This window comes from Sphingopyxis sp. (genome assembly GCF_050725655.1).
Taxonomy (GTDB): domain Bacteria; phylum Pseudomonadota; class Alphaproteobacteria; order Sphingomonadales; family Sphingomonadaceae; genus Sphingopyxis.
This window is the reverse complement of sequence record NZ_JBOHHT010000054.1, coordinates 1-16572: the sequence shown is the minus strand read 5'-3', so window position 1 is coordinate 16572 and position 16572 is coordinate 1. Positions and strand designations below refer to the sequence as shown.

Sequence of the window (16572 nt, the reverse complement as noted above, 5' to 3'; positions counted from 1 at the left end):
GAGGGGAATCGAACCCCTGACCTCTGCAGTGCGATTGCAGCGCTCTCCCATCTGAGCTACGGCCCCGCGACGGGCAGGGTCTTAACGACGCTGATTGGCGGTGGCAACGGCTTTTCTGACGATTGTCACCGTCGCCGGCGAAATGGGAATGGGGGGATTCCGATGGCCAAAGCGTGGCATTTGACCAGTCGTCCGCAGGGGTTGCCGACGATCGACAATTTCGCGTTGCGCGAGGTGCCTGACGCGCCGCTCCAAAAGGACCAGCTTCGTATCCGCAATCTTTGGCTGTCGGTCGATCCGTACATGCGCGGGCGGATGAACGACGCTAAAAGCTATGTCGCCAGCTTCCAGATCGACCAGCCGATGACCGGCGGGGCGATCGGCGAGGTCATCGAAAGCACCATGGAGGGCTTTTCTCCGGGCGACTTGATCCTCCACATAGGCGGTTGGCGCGACGGCGGCGTCATCGGCCTCGACATGATGCCGAACAAGCTGCCCGGCGACATGCTGGCCGCGGGCCTGACCCCGCAAACCTTTCTGCACAATATGGGCCTGACCGGCGGAACCGCATGGATCGGCCTGCTCCGCGTCGCGGCGGCCAAGCCCGGCGATACGATATTCGTCTCGGCCGCCGCGGGTGCGGTCGGTTCGGCGGTTGTGCAAATCGCCAAGGCGCGCGAAATGACGGTGATCGGCTCTGCCGGCGGCGCGGAGAAATGCGCCTGGATCGACGATCTCGGCGCGGACGCGACGATCGATTACAAGGCGGGGCCGGTGCTCCCCCAACTCGCCGCCGCGCTCGAACGCCTCGGCAAGCCGGGCATCGACGTCTATTTCGACAATGTGGGCGGCGAGCATCTCGATGCGGCCTTTGCGACGGCGAACGATTTCGCGCGCTTCGCGATCTGCGGCATGATCGATGTCTACAACGACGCGAGGCCGCAGGAGATGAAATATATCGTCCGGGCCATTCCGGCGCGGATTCGCATGGAAGGCTTCATCTACACCGACCAGTTCATCGACTGCATGGAGGAATTCTATGCCGACATGGGCGGGTTGATCGCCAGCGGGGCGGTAACGATGCGCGAAACCGTACACGACGGGTTGGCGTCGGCGCCCGACGCCTTCCTCGGCCTGTTCTCTGGCAGCAATATGGGAAAAATGCTGGTCAGGGTCTGACCAGCACGCCCTCCGGTTCTGGCGTCAGCTGTCGAAACCGACAGACAGGAACCCCGGCATCGGACCGTTCCAGCCATCGTCGGGGCCGTCCTGATCGTCGTGTCGGGGCACCGGCTTGCGATCGTTCCGCGGCTTCCGCTCTTCGCGCGGCTTCGAAGGCTGCGCTTCGGCGACTGGCGCCTGCCGCGCTGGCGCCTGCTCGGGCTTCGCAGCAGCTTTGCCGCGTCCACCGCGCGCCGAACGGGCGCGCCGCGGCTCGCCTTCTTCCGCATCGCGGGCAGGCTTGGCGACATCAGCCGCCGGCGCGCCGCCGCCATGGACCGGAATCTTGTACCCGGTCAGTTTCTGGATGCTGTCGATCGCCTCATCATCGGACGGTGTTACCAGCGTGAAAGCGCGACCCTGAGCGCCCGCTCGACCGGTACGGCCGATGCGATGGACATAGTCGTCGGGATGCCATGGTGCATCGAAATTGAAAACGTGGCTGACGCCCTTGACGTCAAGCCCGCGCGCCGCGACGTCGGATGCCACCAATATGTTGATTGTGCCGGCCTTGAACCGGTCGAGTTCTGCGGTGCGGCTCGACTGGTCCATGTCACCCTGGATCTCGCCCGCCTTGTAGCCATAGCGTTGCAGCGATTTCGCCAGTTCGCGTACGGTGGTCTTGCGGTTGCAGAAGATGATCGCGGTGCCAACCTTCTCGGCCTCGATCAGGCTGCGGAGCGTGTCGCGCTTGCTGCGTTCCGAGGTCTTGACCAGGAACTGCTCGATATTCTCGTTCCGGCTCGCCGGACGCGCGACCTCGATCGTCTTCGGATTCGACAGGAACTTGTCGGCGAGCCGCTTGATCGGCGCGGGCATCGTCGCCGAGAAGAGCAAGGTCTGCCGAGTCGCGGGCAGCTTGGTGCAGATATTCTCGATGTCGGGAATGAAGCCCATGTCGAGCATCCGGTCGGCCTCATCGATGACGAGCAGGTTGCAACCGGTCAGCAGGATCTTGCCGCGCTCGAACAGGTCCATCAGGCGGCCCGGCGTCGCGATCAGCACGTCGACACCCTTTTCGAGCGCCTTGACCTGGTCGCCCATCTGAACGCCGCCGATCAGCAGCGCCATCGAAAGCTTGTGATATTTGCCGTATTTTTCAAAATTTTCAGCGACCTGCGCCGCGAGTTCGCGCGTCGGCGCGAGGATCAGCGAGCGCGGCATCAGCGCACGGGCGCGGCCGTGGGCCAGGATGTCGATCATCGGCAGCACAAAGGACGCGGTCTTGCCCGTACCCGTCTGGGCGATGCCGATGATGTCGCGCATCATCAAGACCGACGGAATGACTCCCGCCTGGATCGGGGTCGCTTCGTTATACCCCGACTCGTCGATGGCGCGCAAAAGTTCGTCGGAAAGGCCGATGTCGGCAAATTTCATAAGATCATCATGTCCGGAAAAGAGTTGGCGCCCAGCCTCCCACGCAGGCGGACGTTGCCGCGGCCATTGGGCAAATGGCGAGGAAAAGTCAAGGAAAGGCCGCGATAAACGCGATTAATCGTCTTCGCGGACCGGAACCATCAGCTTGAACTTGTCGATCTCGCATTTTGCGCCGGTCCGGGCATGGATCTGATCACGATCCTCGCACAGTTTTCCGTCCTTGCTGCCCTGCATGTAGAAACCGGCGTAAAAATCGAGCGCGCGGCACCCCCGGTTCAACTGCGCGCGCAGCCGCTGCTTTTGCCGCGTAATGATATCGATGCTGTCGCGCTGGACCGCCTGCATCCCCAATATATTGCGCATCGATACGCATTTGGGGGCTTTTTTCTCTTTCCAGACGACCGGCAACTCGGTCGCGCGTCTCGAAGCTGAGGGACCCGCGGCAAAATTGTTGAGCTGCGAACGCTGGGCCGGCACACGAATGATCAGCTGCTGTTCGATCACCACCTGCCAAAAGGAAGAAACCTGTTCGGGGGTCGGTGCGGAAATCGCCACCAGCGGCTCCGGCGCGGCAATGGGCGGCGCTGCGTCTGCCGCTGGAGCAGCGGCCACAAACCACAGGAATGCCGCCGTCAGCACAGCCGCGCTGCCGCTCCTTTGGCGTCCTGACAGAAGATGCTGCTCACCTGTGGCTCCCGCGTCCATGCCCGCTGGACGAAAAGATACTATTCGTCCATCGCCCCTTTTAACAAGGATGATTGAACATCAAATGAACTGCTGTCACCCCCTGCCCGCTTGCGGAACAGGAAATTTACGGAGTGGACCGGCATGACGCGCCCGCCATCTGCATCGCTGCTCGACGCATTCGCAAACTTGCTTGGCCCGAAGGGCTATAGTGCCGACCCGGATGCGATGGCGCCCTGGCTGACCGACTGGCGCGGCAAATATCAAGGTCGTGCGGCCGCAATGCTGTCGCCAGCGACCACCGACGAAGTCGCCTCCGTCGTGCGCCTGTGCGCCGAGGCGGAGGTCGCGCTGGTCCCCCAAGGCGGCAACAGCGGCATGGTGGGCGGCGCCACGCCCGATTCGAGCGGCGATCAGCTTCTGCTCAGCCTGCGGCGGATGAACCGCATACGCCATATCGACGAGGCGCGGCAGCTTGCCGTTGCCGAGGCCGGCGTGATCCTGGAGAATTTCCACAACGCCGTGCTCGCACACGGGCTCCGCTTTCCGCTTACCTTGGGCGGCAAGGGATCGGCGACAATCGGCGGGCTGGTGTCGACCAACGCCGGCGGCACCCAGGTGCTGCGCCACGGATCGATGCGCGCGCTGACCCTGGGCATCGAAGCGGTGCTGCCCGACGGCAGCATTTTCGACGGGCTTTCCGCGCTCAAGAAGGATAATCGCGGCTATGACCTGCGGCACCTGTTTTGCGGTGCCGAAGGAACGCTGGGCATCGTTACTGCCGCGTCGCTGCATCTGGTTCCCACTGCTGCGGCACGGCGGACCGCGTGGATCGGGATCGATTCCCCCGAAAGCGCGCTGTTGCTGCTGCGCCGTGTCGACGCCGCGATCGGGCGCGAGCTCGAGGGGTTCGAACTGATCCCGCACAGCTGCCTCGACGCGGTGCTGCGCCATATCCCCCAGACGCGCGCACCGCTTGCGACCGCACAGCCTTGGTACGTGCTGCTCGAACTAGCCGGCGAAAACGATCAGGCTTTGGGCGAAGCCTTGGAACGGCAACTCGCGGCGGCGCTCGACGCGGGACTGATCCGCGATGTCGTGATCGCCAAAAACGATCGCGAAAGCGATGATTTCTGGCGCTTGCGCGATTCCATTTCGGAAGCGGAACGGGCCGAAGGTCCGGCGTTGCAGCATGACGTCAGCGTGCCCGTCGATTTGATGCCCGCCTTCATCGCCGAGAATCCGGCGCGATTGGATTTGGCATTTCCCGGCGTCCGCGCACTGTCTTTTGGCCATTTGGGCGACGGCAATGTCCATCACCATGTCCAGCCGCCCGCCGATGTCGATGGCGCCGCGTGGCTCGCCGAGCATGGCGCGGCGGTCAGCCGGCTGGTCTATTCGCACGTCCTCGAACTCGGGGGATCGATTTCGGCCGAGCATGGCATCGGCCAGATGAAGCGCGACATATTGGCCGAACTGGACAGCCCGGCGCGTTTGTCGGCGCTGCGCCGGGTCAAGGCCGGGTTCGACCCGGCGGGCATCTTCAATCCGGGCAAACTGGTCGCCTGATCGTCGCCCGACCCCGCCGAGCCGCATCGCGTCGCCCTCTTGCAGCATCGCCCTCTTGCGCGGCGCGGCGCGGGTCAATAAGGCGCTTTATCCTTTTCGTCCCGAGCTGCGGGACCTTTACCGGAGTTCAAACATGGCCACCGCGCCCGCACCTGCCAATCTGCCGCTGTTCTACAAGGACCTTGCCCCGCTTTCGAGCGTCGAGCACGGCGATTTCCATGCACGTCCTCTCGACAGCGCCGAATTTCTGGTCGGCCAGCATGCAATCCCGCTGACGTCGGACGAGTTCGTGTCCGCCTGCCGCTTTTTCCCGATCGTCTTTTCGGCCGGCGAAAATCCGGTTCCGCTCGCGCTGATGGGTCTGAACGAAGGCATCAACACCTTCGTCGACGATGCAGGCAAGCTCATCAATCCGGTTTATGTCCCGGCCTACATTCGCCGCTACCCCTTCCTCCTCGCGCGGCTCCAGCCCGATTCGGAAGATTTGTCGCTGTGCTTCGACCCGACCTCGGGCGCGATCGGCAAGTTCGACGAGGGCGATGCGCTCTTCGTCGACGGCCAGCCGTCCGATCAGGTTCAAGCGGTCCTCGAATTCTGCAAGAATTTCGAGGAAGCGGGCCAGCGCACCGGCATGTTCATGGACGAATTGAAGAAAGCAGACCTGTTGATGGACGGCGAAGTCTCCATCCAGCAGGAAGGCAATGACAAGCCGTACGTCTATCGAGGTTTCCAGATGGTCGACGAAAACAAGCTGCGCGAGCTGCGCGGCGATGTGCTGCGCAAGCTGATGCAGAACGGCATCCTCGGCCTTATTTTCGCGCACCTCTTCTCGCTGCAACTGATGCGCGAAGTGTTCGCCGAACAGGTTAAGAGCGGCAAGATGCCCCTCAACACCGAACTGCCCGTCGTCTGAAGCATATGAATATCGCCGCCTCTGCATCGCGCAGGGGCGGCCGTTCGGGCATATATCGAATATCGTCGCGGCGGGGCCCGATGCCCTCAGAAATCGACCGCCACGCCCTTCAGCTCCCAATCACCATAGCGCACCGGGTTGCGCCCACCTGGCTGGTCCTCCGCCTTGTCCTCATGGATCGGTTCCGGCACCGGCACCGGGCTATTCGTCCAGCCCGCCGGAGCTTTCACATGCGCGGGGCGCTTTACAGCGCGCGGCGTTCCGCCGATGGTTCCCTTCTGGCTGCTGTCGATCGTCATGCCCATGCCTATAGGATTTTTCATGCGTCACGCCAACCACGCCGTTGCCGATCATGGCTGATCGCCGCCCGCGTCGCCGACCGCCGGGCGAAGCCGATCCACCCGGCACGGCAACCCGCCGCGCGGCATTGCGGCTGGTCGATGCGATCCTGCGGCGCGGCGACCCGCTCGACGTTGCCATGCATGCTGCCGCTCAGGGGCTGACCGGCGCCGACCGTGCCTTCGCCGTCGCGATCGCGTCGGAAACACTGCGCTGGATGGTCGACATCGACGCGCTGATCGACAGCGCAACGGCACAAATCCTCCCCGATGACGTCAAATCGCGCGCGGTATTGCGGATTGCGCTCGCCCAGTTGCTCGTACTCAAAAGTCCCGCGCATGCGGTCGTGGCGACGGCCCTGCCGCTCGTCGCAGGCGGACCGCGGCGGCTGGTTCACGCCGTTCTGTCGCGTGCGCAGCAGGATGAATGGCGACTTCTCGATCGCGCTACGCTTCCCCTGCCCACCGCCGAACGCTGGGCCGAGCAATGGAGCCTGGCGATGGTCGAAGCCGCCGAAGCGGCGTGGAGCGCACCGCCGCCCATCGATCTCAGCTTCGCCGCCGAACCGGGTGCGGAGGAATGGCCCGACGCCGTTTCGCTCGCTCCGCGTCATCGCCGCCTTCCCCGCGGTCAGGCGGTCGAGGCGATGCCGGGCTATAGCGAAGGCGGCTGGTGGGTGCAGGATCTGGCGGCGAGCCTGCCCGCCCGCCTGCTCGGCGCCGGCGAAGGCCGGACCGTGCTCGACCTCTGCGCCGCGCCGGGCGGCAAGACGATGCAACTTGCGGCGGCCGGATGGCATGTCGTTGCGGTCGATTCCAGCGCGAAACGCCTCGAACGGCTGCGCGCCAACATGGAACGCACCGGCCTGTCGGCCGACATCGTCCAGGGCGATATCCGGTCGTGGGCACCCGAGGGTCAGGCCGACGCGGTGCTGCTCGACGCGCCCTGCTCGGCGACCGGTATCTTCCGCCGTCATCCCGACGTGCTCCACCGCATCGAACCTCGGCAGATTGCCGAAATGGCGGTGCTGCAGACCGAGTTGCTGGCGCGCGCGGCGCGCTGGGTCAAGCCGGGCGGCACGCTGATCTATGCGACCTGCTCGCTCGAGCAAGCCGAGGGTGAGGGTCAGGTATCGACCTTCCTCGACCGCCACGCCGGATGGACCATCGACCCCGCGCGCACCGAAGAATTGCCCGAGGCGATTGCCACCGACGGCAAGGGCCTGATCCGCACGCTCCCCGACATGCTCGCCGACGCGGGTGGGCTCGATGGGTTTTTCGTCGCGCGGCTGCGCGCGCCGTCAAGCTGAGGTGCGCGACAATCGATAGAGCGCGAGTTCGCCATAATCCTTGGCGAGCTGTACCTTTCCGACATAGTCGCAATCGAAATCGCGGGCGTTGCGGAGCGCCAGCATCGCGGCGAGCGGCTGGGTGCAATAGACTTGGCCGACCAATGTGACCGGCTCGATCCGCGCGGTGCGCGTCACTTCGGTGCCGTACCATAGTTCGTTTCCGACCACCGGATCGATGCCGCGATAGATCGGACCGAAATGGATACCCGTCCGCATTCCGGCCTCTTGCCCGTCGAGCCCGAGCCCCGGCGGCAGAATATCGAGCCGCTCCTGCATCGCCAGCGCGATCCGCGCCGCCGTCGCCGGGTCGTCGATGATGGCATAGACGGCGTCGCCCCAAGTGTTGCGGAACAATACCGCCTTTCCGAACTCGTCGAGGATTTGGCCAATGCCGCCCATCACTTCGCTGGCAAAGATCGGCAGCTCCGCTTCGCCAAGCTTCGAAAAGCCTGCGAAATCCGCGAACAATATAGCATAAAGCCCGCGGCGCGTCCCCTCGGGCGGCCTGGGCGCCGCGGGAAAGTCCAAGTTGCGGTCGAGAGCACCAACAGAAATCGTCAGGGTTTCGCCGCCATGCTGCTGCCACAGCGCAATATCGGTATTGGTCCCGGCGATCGCGGCCAAGGAACGCGCCGCGACTTCGGGATCGACCACCGCAAGCTGGATCGCTGTTGTCTCCAGTTCGCGCGCGCGCAGCTTGGCCAGACCCATCATCGTATGCGACCCGAGGACGAACTGGCAATCGTCGCTGACAAAACGCGAACCGCTGGCGAAATGGACCATCGCCGCCCGGTCGCGGCATGCGACATAGCGCGCCAGCCAGTCCTCGCCGCCCGAAAGCACCGATTGGGCGATGAAATCATCTTCGGCGAAGGGCAGCACGATGGTCAGGTCGATTCCCCGCGCAAGTGCCTCTTCGGCGAACAGGATGTCCGCGCCGCAAGCGAGCGGGCCGATCAGCGCCGAAAGCGGCTGTGCATCGAGCGCGGCGGCGATGGCGGCGCGGGCATTGGCCTCGCCGGCCCCGCCCGCCCGGAACATACGCCCGCAATAGACCCCGACCGGGGGCGGACGGAGCAGGCCAAGGATCGCTCCCGCATGACCTGCGTCGATCGCACCGCTTCCGGCAAGACGCGACAGCTGGCGGCAAGTCGAGGCGCGGTCTCCGGCGCGAGTCCCCGCCTGATTCTGGGCCGCTTGTGCGTGGCGCAGAGCTTCCGCGCCGCGGTTCAACAGCAGCAGCGCCTCGACCAGCGTCACCAGGTCCCAATAATTATCGGCAGCGCCATTTGCGGCAATCGGCCCTGCCAAAGCCGCGGCGCGCTCGCGCTCGCCGAGCAGCGCATAGAGGCTCGCGGCATTGATTGCCGGAAAGGAGGCGCCCGAAAGCTTCCATGCGTGATGATAGGCGGCAGCGGCCTGCCCCAGCAACACCGCGTGGCGGTCGCCGCTATTGTCGAAGGCGGCATCCTTCCATATCCGCCCCGCCAGCGCGAGGCTGTCGACGTCGCCTGTCGCAGCAAGGTCAAGCTGCTCATAGAGATGCATCGCGCCCAGACTGTCACCCGAAGCGGCAAGCGCCCGCACCATGAGATAGCGCAAGCGCGGGCTGTCAACACCATCGCGCCGGGTCGCAGCGGCGCAGTCGAACGCGCTCAGCGCATCGCCCTCCGCCAGCCGGTGCGCGACCTCGGCTTCGGCGGCCGTGATCCGGTCCGCCGATCCCGTCATCGCGCCGTAGCTTCGGCCGATTTCAGCAAGGCGACATTCGCTTTCTCGGTGGTGGACAGCTCGACCGTGTCGCTCGTTGCGCTATACCAGCTGAACTGGCTGAAATGCGCGCGAAGCGACGGATCGCTGAAGCGAAACCCGTTGCGTGCGAATATCTCGTTGCGCGCGATCCGGAGTTCGAGCGCGCTGTAATTGCTTAACTCGTCGGCCGAAAGCAGGCGGTCCGACGAGTCGGGAATGACAACACCGCTGCCGCCGACGCCCGTCGGCGCGGAGCCGGCGGGGATCGCCGGCGCGCCGCCTTCGACGAGCCGGATATATTTGCGGAACATGAAGCCCGTCGTGCCGTCGGCCTTGCGCACGCGCCACCATGCGCCGGACTGTTTGTAGGTCAGGAATTTCTCGCCATCGAGCACCTTGCCGAGGATCGTGCTTTGAGCGCTTCGTTGCGAACGGATGTTGGTGAAGCCCTCCGGATCGTCGATGACGGCTGCGAGCGTGAAGGCTTCGATCGGGCCATTAACTGCTGTTCCGGGTGTTTCCGCCACTCTCTTTTCATCTGGCAAGGCGACGGCTTCGGTCGCTGAAGGAGCGGGCTCAGCCGGGGGTTGAAGAAGCTTCCACGCAAGCAAGGCTATCGCTATCGCAGCGAGCGCTACAAGCGCCCAAGCGAGTGTCAAAGCCAAAGAGGACTTCCGTTCCCTCGAGCCGGCTTGCGAATCTCCCGGCGGCGGGGGCGTTGCAACGGGCGCAGGCGTCGGTCTCGGCGAGGGCGCCGCGGCGGCTTCGCGTCCACAAAGCTCTTCGAGGCTCATCAGGACCTTGCGCCAGGCGCCATGTTCCGGATCGCCGTTCCAGTCGCGGAGGTCGGCGAACTGGATCTGGTTGAACGGCAGCGGCGGCATCACATCGTCGATCGCCGTCTGCACCAGCTTCTTCTGGTTGCGCGCAACGTCAGCCTCGGCGCGCACCCATTCGGACTGCGCCGATGTGTGCGACCAGACGACGATCGCCGCCTTTGCACTACCGATCTTTTCGGTGATGACATCGCCGTACGAGCGATGCGGCGGCAGCTCGGCATCCCACCACACGTCGTAGCCCGCCGCGGTGACGGCAGCGGCGATGTCGGCGACGCGCGCCTTGTTGTCGCGCGAATAGGAAATGAACACGTCAACCATCGGCTAGCCCCCTGTTTTGACGAGGCTAGCCGCCGGTCGTTCGATTCGCCAGCCTCAGAAAACCGCCTTCGGCGTCTCTTCCTTCATCATTGCCGCGCGAACCATCGGGATCGGCGGGCCGCCGTACGACAGGAACTCGTCGTGGAACGCTTTCCACTTCGTCTTGTCACCCGCCCCCCCGTTTTTGGCTGTCCAATCCTCGCGCAGCTTGCGGATCATCAGCTTGCCCATCGTGTAATTGAGATAGGCGGGATCATAGGTGCCGCGCGCCGCCTGTTGCCGCGAATTACCCTCATCCTGATAGCATTGCTCCTTGAACAGCTTTTCGCTGTCGGCGACCGTCATGCCCTGCGTGTGCAGGCCGATTGCTGAAAGATAGCGGCAATCGCGCAGCAACGCGTTCGACAGCTGGCCGATATGCGTTTCGGGATCGCCCTCACCCAACCCCGCGTCCCACATCATCTCCTCGGTATAATGCGCCCAGCCCTCGGCGAAGGCATAGCCGACGAAGAGCTTGCCGAAGATGCTTTCGGCGCGGTTCGAATGGAGGAAGTTGAGGAAGTGGCCCGGCCATACTTCGTGGACCGAGGTGAACATCAAGTCCTTGCGGCCGGGCACGAAATCGGCCTGCGTCTGCTTGTCCCACGCCGGATCGGGCGGCGAGATATAATAGACCGACGGCAAGCCTTTCTCATACGGTCCGGGGATGTCGATATAGGCGCTGTTCTGCCGGTTGTATGGCGGCGATTCCTCGACCTGCGCCTGTTCGGTGCCGGGGATCGTCACGATGTCCTTTTCGATCAGGAAGGCGCGCAGCGTCGGCAGCTGGCGCCGCGCCTCGGCGACCGGACCGTCGGCGGGCTTGTCCGAATTCATCTTCTTCATGCAATCGGCGATTGTCATGCCCGCGGCATAAGTCGCACAAGCCGCCTTCAGTGCGTCCTGGTTACGCTTGAGGTCGGCCTGCCCGATGCGCTCAAGTTCGTCGAGCGGCGTATCGACGCCTTCGTTGGTCAGGATCATCTTCGCGAACTTGCCGCCGCCGAGCGCGAAACCGTCGGCGGTGCCCGGCTGCGATCCGATATATTTCGCAAGATCGGTCATCGCCGCGCCGGCCTTCGCGGCGGCTTCGTCGAACTGTTTCTGCAGCGTCTCGTCCTTGACCGAGGCAAAGGCCGCCTTGGCATCGCCCTTATAATAATCGGCAAAGCCGCCGAAGCCCGCCGTGCCATATTTCACAAAGGTCGCGGGCAGCGGAAGCTTGAGGTTCGCCTTGATCTGCGCGGCAGCGGCGGGGACCTTTTCGGCATAGGCGATGAACGCCTTCATCCGCGTCGTCGCATCGGCATAGGGGCGCGCGATATAGACGTTGGGGTCGAGCGCGCCGGTATAAAAGGACGGGTTCTTCTGCGCAAAATCGGTATCGCGGAGGAAGAAGAGCTGCCCCTGAGCGACATGAATCAAATAATCGCGTTCGAACTTTTCGGCATCGGTCATCTCGCCGTCGAAAGCCTTGGCATCCGCAATCGCCTTTTCGAGATAGGCGGCCTGCTTCTCAAGTCCCTCGGGCGACCAGTCGGGCAGTTGCCCGTCGAACTCATGCTTGCCCTGATAGACCGCGAAATTCGGATTGAGGGGGAAATATCCCTTGAGGAAATTATCGCGGAATTCGGTCCAGTCCTTCGCGCTCGGCGCGGTCGCCGACTTGTTGTCCGACGCGTTGCATCCGGCCAGAACCAGCAGCGTCGCAGCCATCGCCGCGCCGCTGAAGCGGGCAAATTTGCTTGTCATTCGATAGTCTCCCTCAATCGATCGCGGGTTTCTGCCACTGCGTCTGGCCGATGGCATCCCCTAATCGACGAACGGCATATGTTAGGGCGACTGGACAGCGACGAAAAGCACGATAGGGCGGACGGCGATGGCAACGATCCCTCCACCCGAAGGCGAAGAACCGGTGATGCCGGACGCGACGCCCAAAGCCCCTTCCCCCCTCAGCTTTCCCGACTTCCGCTATTTCTGGCTCGCGCGCTTCACCGCGGTGATGGCGACGATCGCGATGGTCGTGGTGATCGGCTACCAGCTCTACGACACCGCGCGCACCGACTATGGCATGTCGATCAAGGAGGCATCGTTCCAACTCGGGCTGCTCGGCCTCTTCCAGTTCGTTCCGCTTGCCATCCTGACCCCCGTCGCGGGCTGGGCCGCCGACCGGTTCGAGCGGCGTAGCGTCGCGATCTTTTCGAACCTCATCGATCTCCTCATTGCCGCCGCGCTCGGTTGGTTCACCTGGCATGACCAGTTGACGCTGCCGTTGCTCTTCGGTCTCGCGGCGCTGCACGGCGTCGCGCGCGTCTTCTCGGGGCCAGCGATGAGCGCCATCGCGCCCAATATCGTCCCCCCCGCCGTGTTGCCACGCGCGATTGCGATGAGCAGCATCGCCTGGCAGTCGGCGTCGGTGATCGGCCCGGCGGCGGGCGGCCTCATCTATGCGGCGCATCCGGGGGCGGTGTACGTCTTCTCGGCCATACTCCTTGCCATATCGGCCTTCACCCTCAGCCGGGTGCGGCCGGTACAGCCGCCGCCCGCCGAAGTCCGCCGCCACCCGCTGCGCGAGATGGTCGATGGTTTGCGCTTCGTATGGGTCGAGCGCTTCCTGCTCGGGACGATCACGCTCGACCTGTTCGCCGTCTTGCTGGCGGGCGCGACCGCGATGTTCCCCGTGTTCGCACGCGATATATTGCACGCCGGCCCCGAAGGCGCAGGATTGATGCGCGCCGCCGTCGCCTTGGGATCGGTCGGTGTTGCGGTGGGCCTCGCCATCCGTCCGATCGAGCGCAACGTCGGCGTAAAAATGCTGTGGGCGGTCGCCGTCTTCGGCGTCGGAACCGTGGTGTTCGGCCTCTCGACCAATCTGTTCCTGTCGCTCGCGGTGCTCGTCCTCATGGGCGCAGCCGACATGTTCTCGGTCTTTGTGCGCGGCACGCTGATCCAGCTCAACACCCCCGACCATATGCGCGGACGCGTCAGCGCGGCGTCGGGGCTTGCCATTTCGGCCTCGAACGAACTCGGCGAAATGCGCGCCGGCGCGATGGCGGCCGCGCTCGGCCCGGTGAGCGCGGTGGTCGCGGGCGGCGCTGCGGCAGTCGGTGTGACCGCGCTCTGGGCATGGATATTTCCTGAACTGCGACGAGCGCGCACATTCGAGCCGCAGTTCAGGCAGACCGAAGGATAGGATCAAAACCATTCGCCGTACCTCGCGCCCATTTCGTCAAAAGGCTATTGTCAATTTAATCAGTTGAGTTATCTATCCATCACCCGTCACCGCGGTTCCCCCTCACTCCCCCGATGGAGCGACCGCCATGCACAATTCGAATATCCGCCACAAAATCCTGACCATTCCCGGGCTCTACAACAGCGGCCCGACCCATTGGCAAAGCCTGTGGGAGCGAAGCTTCGCCCGCTGCGAGCGAATCGAACTCGGCGGCTGGGACGAGCCGGTGAAGGACGAATGGGTCGAACGGATCGCCGCCGCGATCGACGCCGAACACGAACCCGTCCTCGTTGCCGCACACAGCCTTGGCTGCCATGCCTTTGCCCATTGGTTCGCCGCCGCCAGCAGCGTCGCGCGTGACCGTATCGCCGGCGCGCTGCTCGTCGCGCCGCCTGACCTGACGCAACTCCGGCGCGACACGCGGGTCGAAAGCTTCACCGACTCGCCGCCGCTTTCGTCGCGGACGCCGATGATCGTCGTGGCCAGCGATGACGATCCCTATGCCAAAACCTCCTATGTCTGGCGCCTGTCGCGGCACTGGGACGCGCGTTTCGTCAACGCCGGACCGTTCGGCCATATCAACGCGGACTCGGGCGTCGCGGACTGGCCTTATGGACAGTATCTGCTCGCCTCGTTACAACCCGCGACCACGCCGGCGCTGGCGGACGAGGCACTCTGGCTGCGCGCCGGAGACTGGCCAAATCGTGTCCGCCGCGACCCGCGATTCGAATTCAAGGAAAGAGCGCACCGATCATGAAAGCCAATTCGATCCTCGAGACCATCGGCAACACGCCGCATATCCGTGTCGCCAAGCTGTTCCCCGACGCCGAAGTCTGGGTCAAGTCGGAACGCAGCAACCCCGGTGGATCGATCAAGGATCGGATCGGCCTCGCGATGATCGAAGCCGCCGAGAAAGACGGCAGCCTGAAGCCCGGCGGCACCATCGTCGAGCCGACGTCGGGCAACACCGGCATCGGCCTCGCGATGGCCGCCGCGGTCAAGGGGTACAAGCTTGTCCTCGTCATGCCCGAAAGCATGTCGGTCGAACGCCGCCGGTTGATGCTCGCTTATGGCGCGACCTTCGACCTGACGCCGCGCGAAAAGGGTATGAAGGGCGCGATCGAACGCGCGATCGAACTGGTCGAGACGACGCCGGGCGCGTGGATGCCGCAGCAGTTCGAAAATGAGGCGAACATCGATGTGCACGCCCGCAGGACGGGTCCCGAAATCCTCGCCGATTTCAAGGACAGTCCCATCGACGTGCTGATCACCGGTGTCGGCACCGGCGGCCATATCACCGGCGTTGCGCAGTTCCTCAAAGCGCATTGGCCGAACCTGAAGGTCTATGCGGTCGAACCCGAAGCCTCGCCGGTCATTTCGGGCGGCCAGCCCGCGCCGCACCCGATCCAGGGCATCGGCGCCGGCTTCATCCCGCGCAACCTGCACACCGACCTGCTCGACGGGGTGATCAAGGTCGATGCGGGTGCCGCGAAGGATTTCGCGCGCCGCTCCGCGACCGAGGAAGGCATGCTCGTCGGCATCTCGTCGGGCGCCACTCTCGCGGCCATCGCGCAGAAGCTTGCCGAACTTCCCGCAGGCAGCCGCGTTCTCGGCTTCAACTACGACACGGGCGAGCGTTATCTGTCGGTTCCCGATTTCCTCCCGGAGATCTGAGGACCGCTCGTGCCCCCCCACGACGATCAAACGGCGTTGCCCTTGCGGCGCGACTGGACGGGCTGGCTGTTCGTCCTGATCGTGATCGCGGCGGTGGTGGCGGTGCTTTATGCGAGCCATTCGAGCGGCCCGGGAAAGCACGTCGCACATCGGCAACCGGTCGCGCCGCCCGCCAACATTGTCCCCGAAGTCGCACCCATGGTGCTGGCGCCGGTGACCGAAGACGACGCGCGCGCGCAGAACGCCGACGTCGCGCTGATCACCAATGGCTTCGTTGCGGCGCGTCCCTTCGTTTATGCGGGCGGCGGCGACGCGAAAGCCCGCGCCCGCGACTGCCTTGCCGCCGCGATGCTTTACGAGGCGGGCGACGACGCCAAGGGACAACAGCCGGTCGGCCAGGTCGTGATCAACCGCGCCCGGCATCCGGCCTTCCCCAAGTCGATCTGCGGTGTTGTATTCCAGGGGTCGGAACGCACGACGGGGTGCCAGTTCACCTTCACATGCGACGGGGCACTGAACCGCCGTTATTCGGACGCGGCGTGGCAGCGCGCACGCAACAACGCCGATATGATGCTGTCGGGCGGAACCTATCCGCCGGTCGGCCTTGCCACCCATTATCACACCGACTGGGTGCGACCCTATTGGAGCGACAGCCTCGAGAAGATCGCGATCGTCGATACGCACCTGTTTTTCCGCTGGCCGGGGTTCTGGGGCACGCAGGGCGCGTTCCGCGGCGCGGTGTCGGGAAGCGACGGCCCGGTGGCGAAGCTCGCTGCCATATCGCCGCTGCACGCGATCGCGCTGGGGTTGCCGACCGATCTGGCAACGGGCGTCGACGCCAATGCCGCCGTCGGCGAAGCGCGCGTCGTCACCGGCGCGGGCGAAAGCATGGGGCGCGACACCATCTACACCCAGCTCGACCGCAAGGCTGCGCCCGAAAGCTTTGTCACCACCGCGCTGCGGCTGTGCGGCGACAAGCCCTATTGCAAGTTCATGGGCTGGACCAACCCGATGCTGAAACCCGACAGCGATGCGATGAGCGACACGCAGCGTGCGGCGATGACCTTCTCCTACCTCCGCGACGACAAGGCAGGGTTCGAAAAGGCGCTCTGGAATTGCAGCGAATACAAGCGCGACGATGTGCGCCAGTGCATGAAACGGTAAGGAAGCCTCCGAGTCACGAACGACTGATTTGGGGTGGAGAGCGGACGTACCGATCCTCCCCACTTGTGGGGAGGTGGCAGCGCGAAGCGCTGACGGAGGG

14 protein-coding genes and 1 tRNA gene are annotated in these 16572 nt (G+C 64.4%); 8 read left to right on the top strand and 7 right to left on the bottom strand.

Features of this window, described 5'->3' with window-relative positions; translation table 11 throughout:
- A tRNA-Ala gene (locus ACREBX_RS07740) sits at nucleotides 1-58 on the bottom strand.
- A 104-nt stretch (nucleotides 59-162) separates the two neighbouring features.
- Between ACREBX_RS07740 and ACREBX_RS07735 the strand changes: the two genes are divergently transcribed.
- Nucleotides 163-1179, top strand: a complete 1017-nt coding sequence (locus ACREBX_RS07735; protein WP_431561176.1) for an NADP-dependent oxidoreductase — start codon at nucleotides 163-165, stop codon at nucleotides 1177-1179.
- 24 nt (nucleotides 1180-1203) lie between these two features.
- Here ACREBX_RS07735 and ACREBX_RS07730 read toward each other — a convergent pair whose 3' ends face one another.
- Both ACREBX_RS07730 and ACREBX_RS07725 read right to left on the bottom strand, forming a co-directional pair.
- A complete protein-coding gene (locus tag ACREBX_RS07730; RefSeq protein WP_431561175.1) occupies nucleotides 1204-2598 on the bottom strand; it encodes a DEAD/DEAH box helicase in 1395 nt (464 codons plus the stop codon).
- A 114-nt stretch (nucleotides 2599-2712) separates the two neighbouring features.
- Complete coding sequence (locus tag ACREBX_RS07725; RefSeq protein ID WP_431561174.1) at nucleotides 2713-3237, bottom strand: hypothetical protein; 525 nt, start codon at nucleotides 3235-3237, stop codon at nucleotides 2713-2715.
- Between the two features lie 189 nt (nucleotides 3238-3426).
- Here ACREBX_RS07725 and ACREBX_RS07720 point away from each other — a divergent pair, with 189 nt between their 5' ends.
- Nucleotides 3427-4851 carry an FAD-binding oxidoreductase gene (locus tag ACREBX_RS07720; protein ID WP_431561173.1) on the top strand — a complete coding sequence of 475 codons (1425 nt, stop codon included), beginning with the start codon at nucleotides 3427-3429 and terminating at the stop codon, nucleotides 4849-4851.
- A gap of 133 nt (nucleotides 4852-4984) precedes the next feature.
- Nucleotides 4985-5764 carry a SapC family protein gene (locus tag ACREBX_RS07715; protein ID WP_431561172.1) on the top strand — a complete coding sequence of 260 codons (780 nt, stop codon included), beginning with the start codon at nucleotides 4985-4987 and terminating at the stop codon, nucleotides 5762-5764.
- An 86-nt stretch (nucleotides 5765-5850) separates the two neighbouring features.
- Here the strand turns inward: ACREBX_RS07715 and ACREBX_RS07710 are convergent, their stop codons facing one another.
- The gene (locus ACREBX_RS07710; protein ID WP_431561171.1) at nucleotides 5851-6087 is read right to left on the bottom strand and encodes a DUF1674 domain-containing protein; all 237 of its coding nucleotides are present in this window, start codon (nucleotides 6085-6087) and stop codon (nucleotides 5851-5853) included.
- A 29-nt stretch (nucleotides 6088-6116) separates the two neighbouring features.
- Here ACREBX_RS07710 and ACREBX_RS07705 point away from each other — a divergent pair, with 29 nt between their 5' ends.
- Entirely contained in the window at nucleotides 6117-7412 is a 1296-nt protein-coding gene (locus ACREBX_RS07705; protein ID WP_431561170.1) for an RsmB/NOP family class I SAM-dependent RNA methyltransferase, read from the top strand.
- Here the strand turns inward: ACREBX_RS07705 and ACREBX_RS07700 are convergent.
- The 3 genes from ACREBX_RS07700 to ACREBX_RS07690 are packed head-to-tail and all read right to left on the bottom strand — an operon-like array spanning nucleotide 7404 to nucleotide 12154.
- A complete protein-coding gene (locus ACREBX_RS07700) occupies nucleotides 7404-9185 on the bottom strand; it encodes a tetratricopeptide repeat-containing protein (protein ID WP_431561169.1) in 1782 nt (593 codons plus the stop codon). The two genes, ACREBX_RS07705 and ACREBX_RS07700, sit on opposite strands and share 9 nt — an antisense overlap.
- Nucleotides 9182-10363, bottom strand: coding sequence for a TIR domain-containing protein (locus ACREBX_RS07695; protein ID WP_431561168.1), 1182 nt, complete (start codon nucleotides 10361-10363; stop codon nucleotides 9182-9184). Before ACREBX_RS07695 ends, ACREBX_RS07700 begins: the two co-directional genes overlap by 4 nt.
- A 54-nt stretch (nucleotides 10364-10417) precedes the next feature.
- Nucleotides 10418-12154: a DUF885 domain-containing protein gene (locus ACREBX_RS07690; RefSeq protein ID WP_431561167.1), complete on the bottom strand. Its 1737-nt coding sequence runs from the start codon at nucleotides 12152-12154 to the stop codon at nucleotides 10418-10420.
- Between the two features lie 127 nt (nucleotides 12155-12281).
- Here ACREBX_RS07690 and ACREBX_RS07685 point away from each other — a divergent pair, with 127 nt between their 5' ends.
- From ACREBX_RS07685 to ACREBX_RS07670, 4 genes are all read left to right on the top strand, one after another.
- A complete protein-coding gene (locus tag ACREBX_RS07685; protein WP_431561166.1) occupies nucleotides 12282-13595 on the top strand; it encodes an MFS transporter in 1314 nt (437 codons plus the stop codon).
- A gap of 127 nt (nucleotides 13596-13722) precedes the next feature.
- Complete coding sequence (locus tag ACREBX_RS07680; protein ID WP_431561165.1) at nucleotides 13723-14391, top strand: RBBP9/YdeN family alpha/beta hydrolase; 669 nt, start codon at nucleotides 13723-13725, stop codon at nucleotides 14389-14391.
- Nucleotides 14388-15308: a cysteine synthase A gene (cysK, locus tag ACREBX_RS07675; RefSeq protein ID WP_431561164.1), complete on the top strand. Its 921-nt coding sequence runs from the start codon at nucleotides 14388-14390 to the stop codon at nucleotides 15306-15308. Before ACREBX_RS07680 ends, cysK begins: the two co-directional genes overlap by 4 nt.
- A 9-nt stretch (nucleotides 15309-15317) precedes the next feature.
- On the top strand, nucleotides 15318-16472 hold the full coding sequence (locus ACREBX_RS07670) for a cell wall hydrolase (RefSeq protein ID WP_431561163.1): 1155 nt from the start codon (nucleotides 15318-15320) through the stop codon (nucleotides 16470-16472).
- Nucleotides 16473-16572 lie beyond the last annotated feature (100 nt).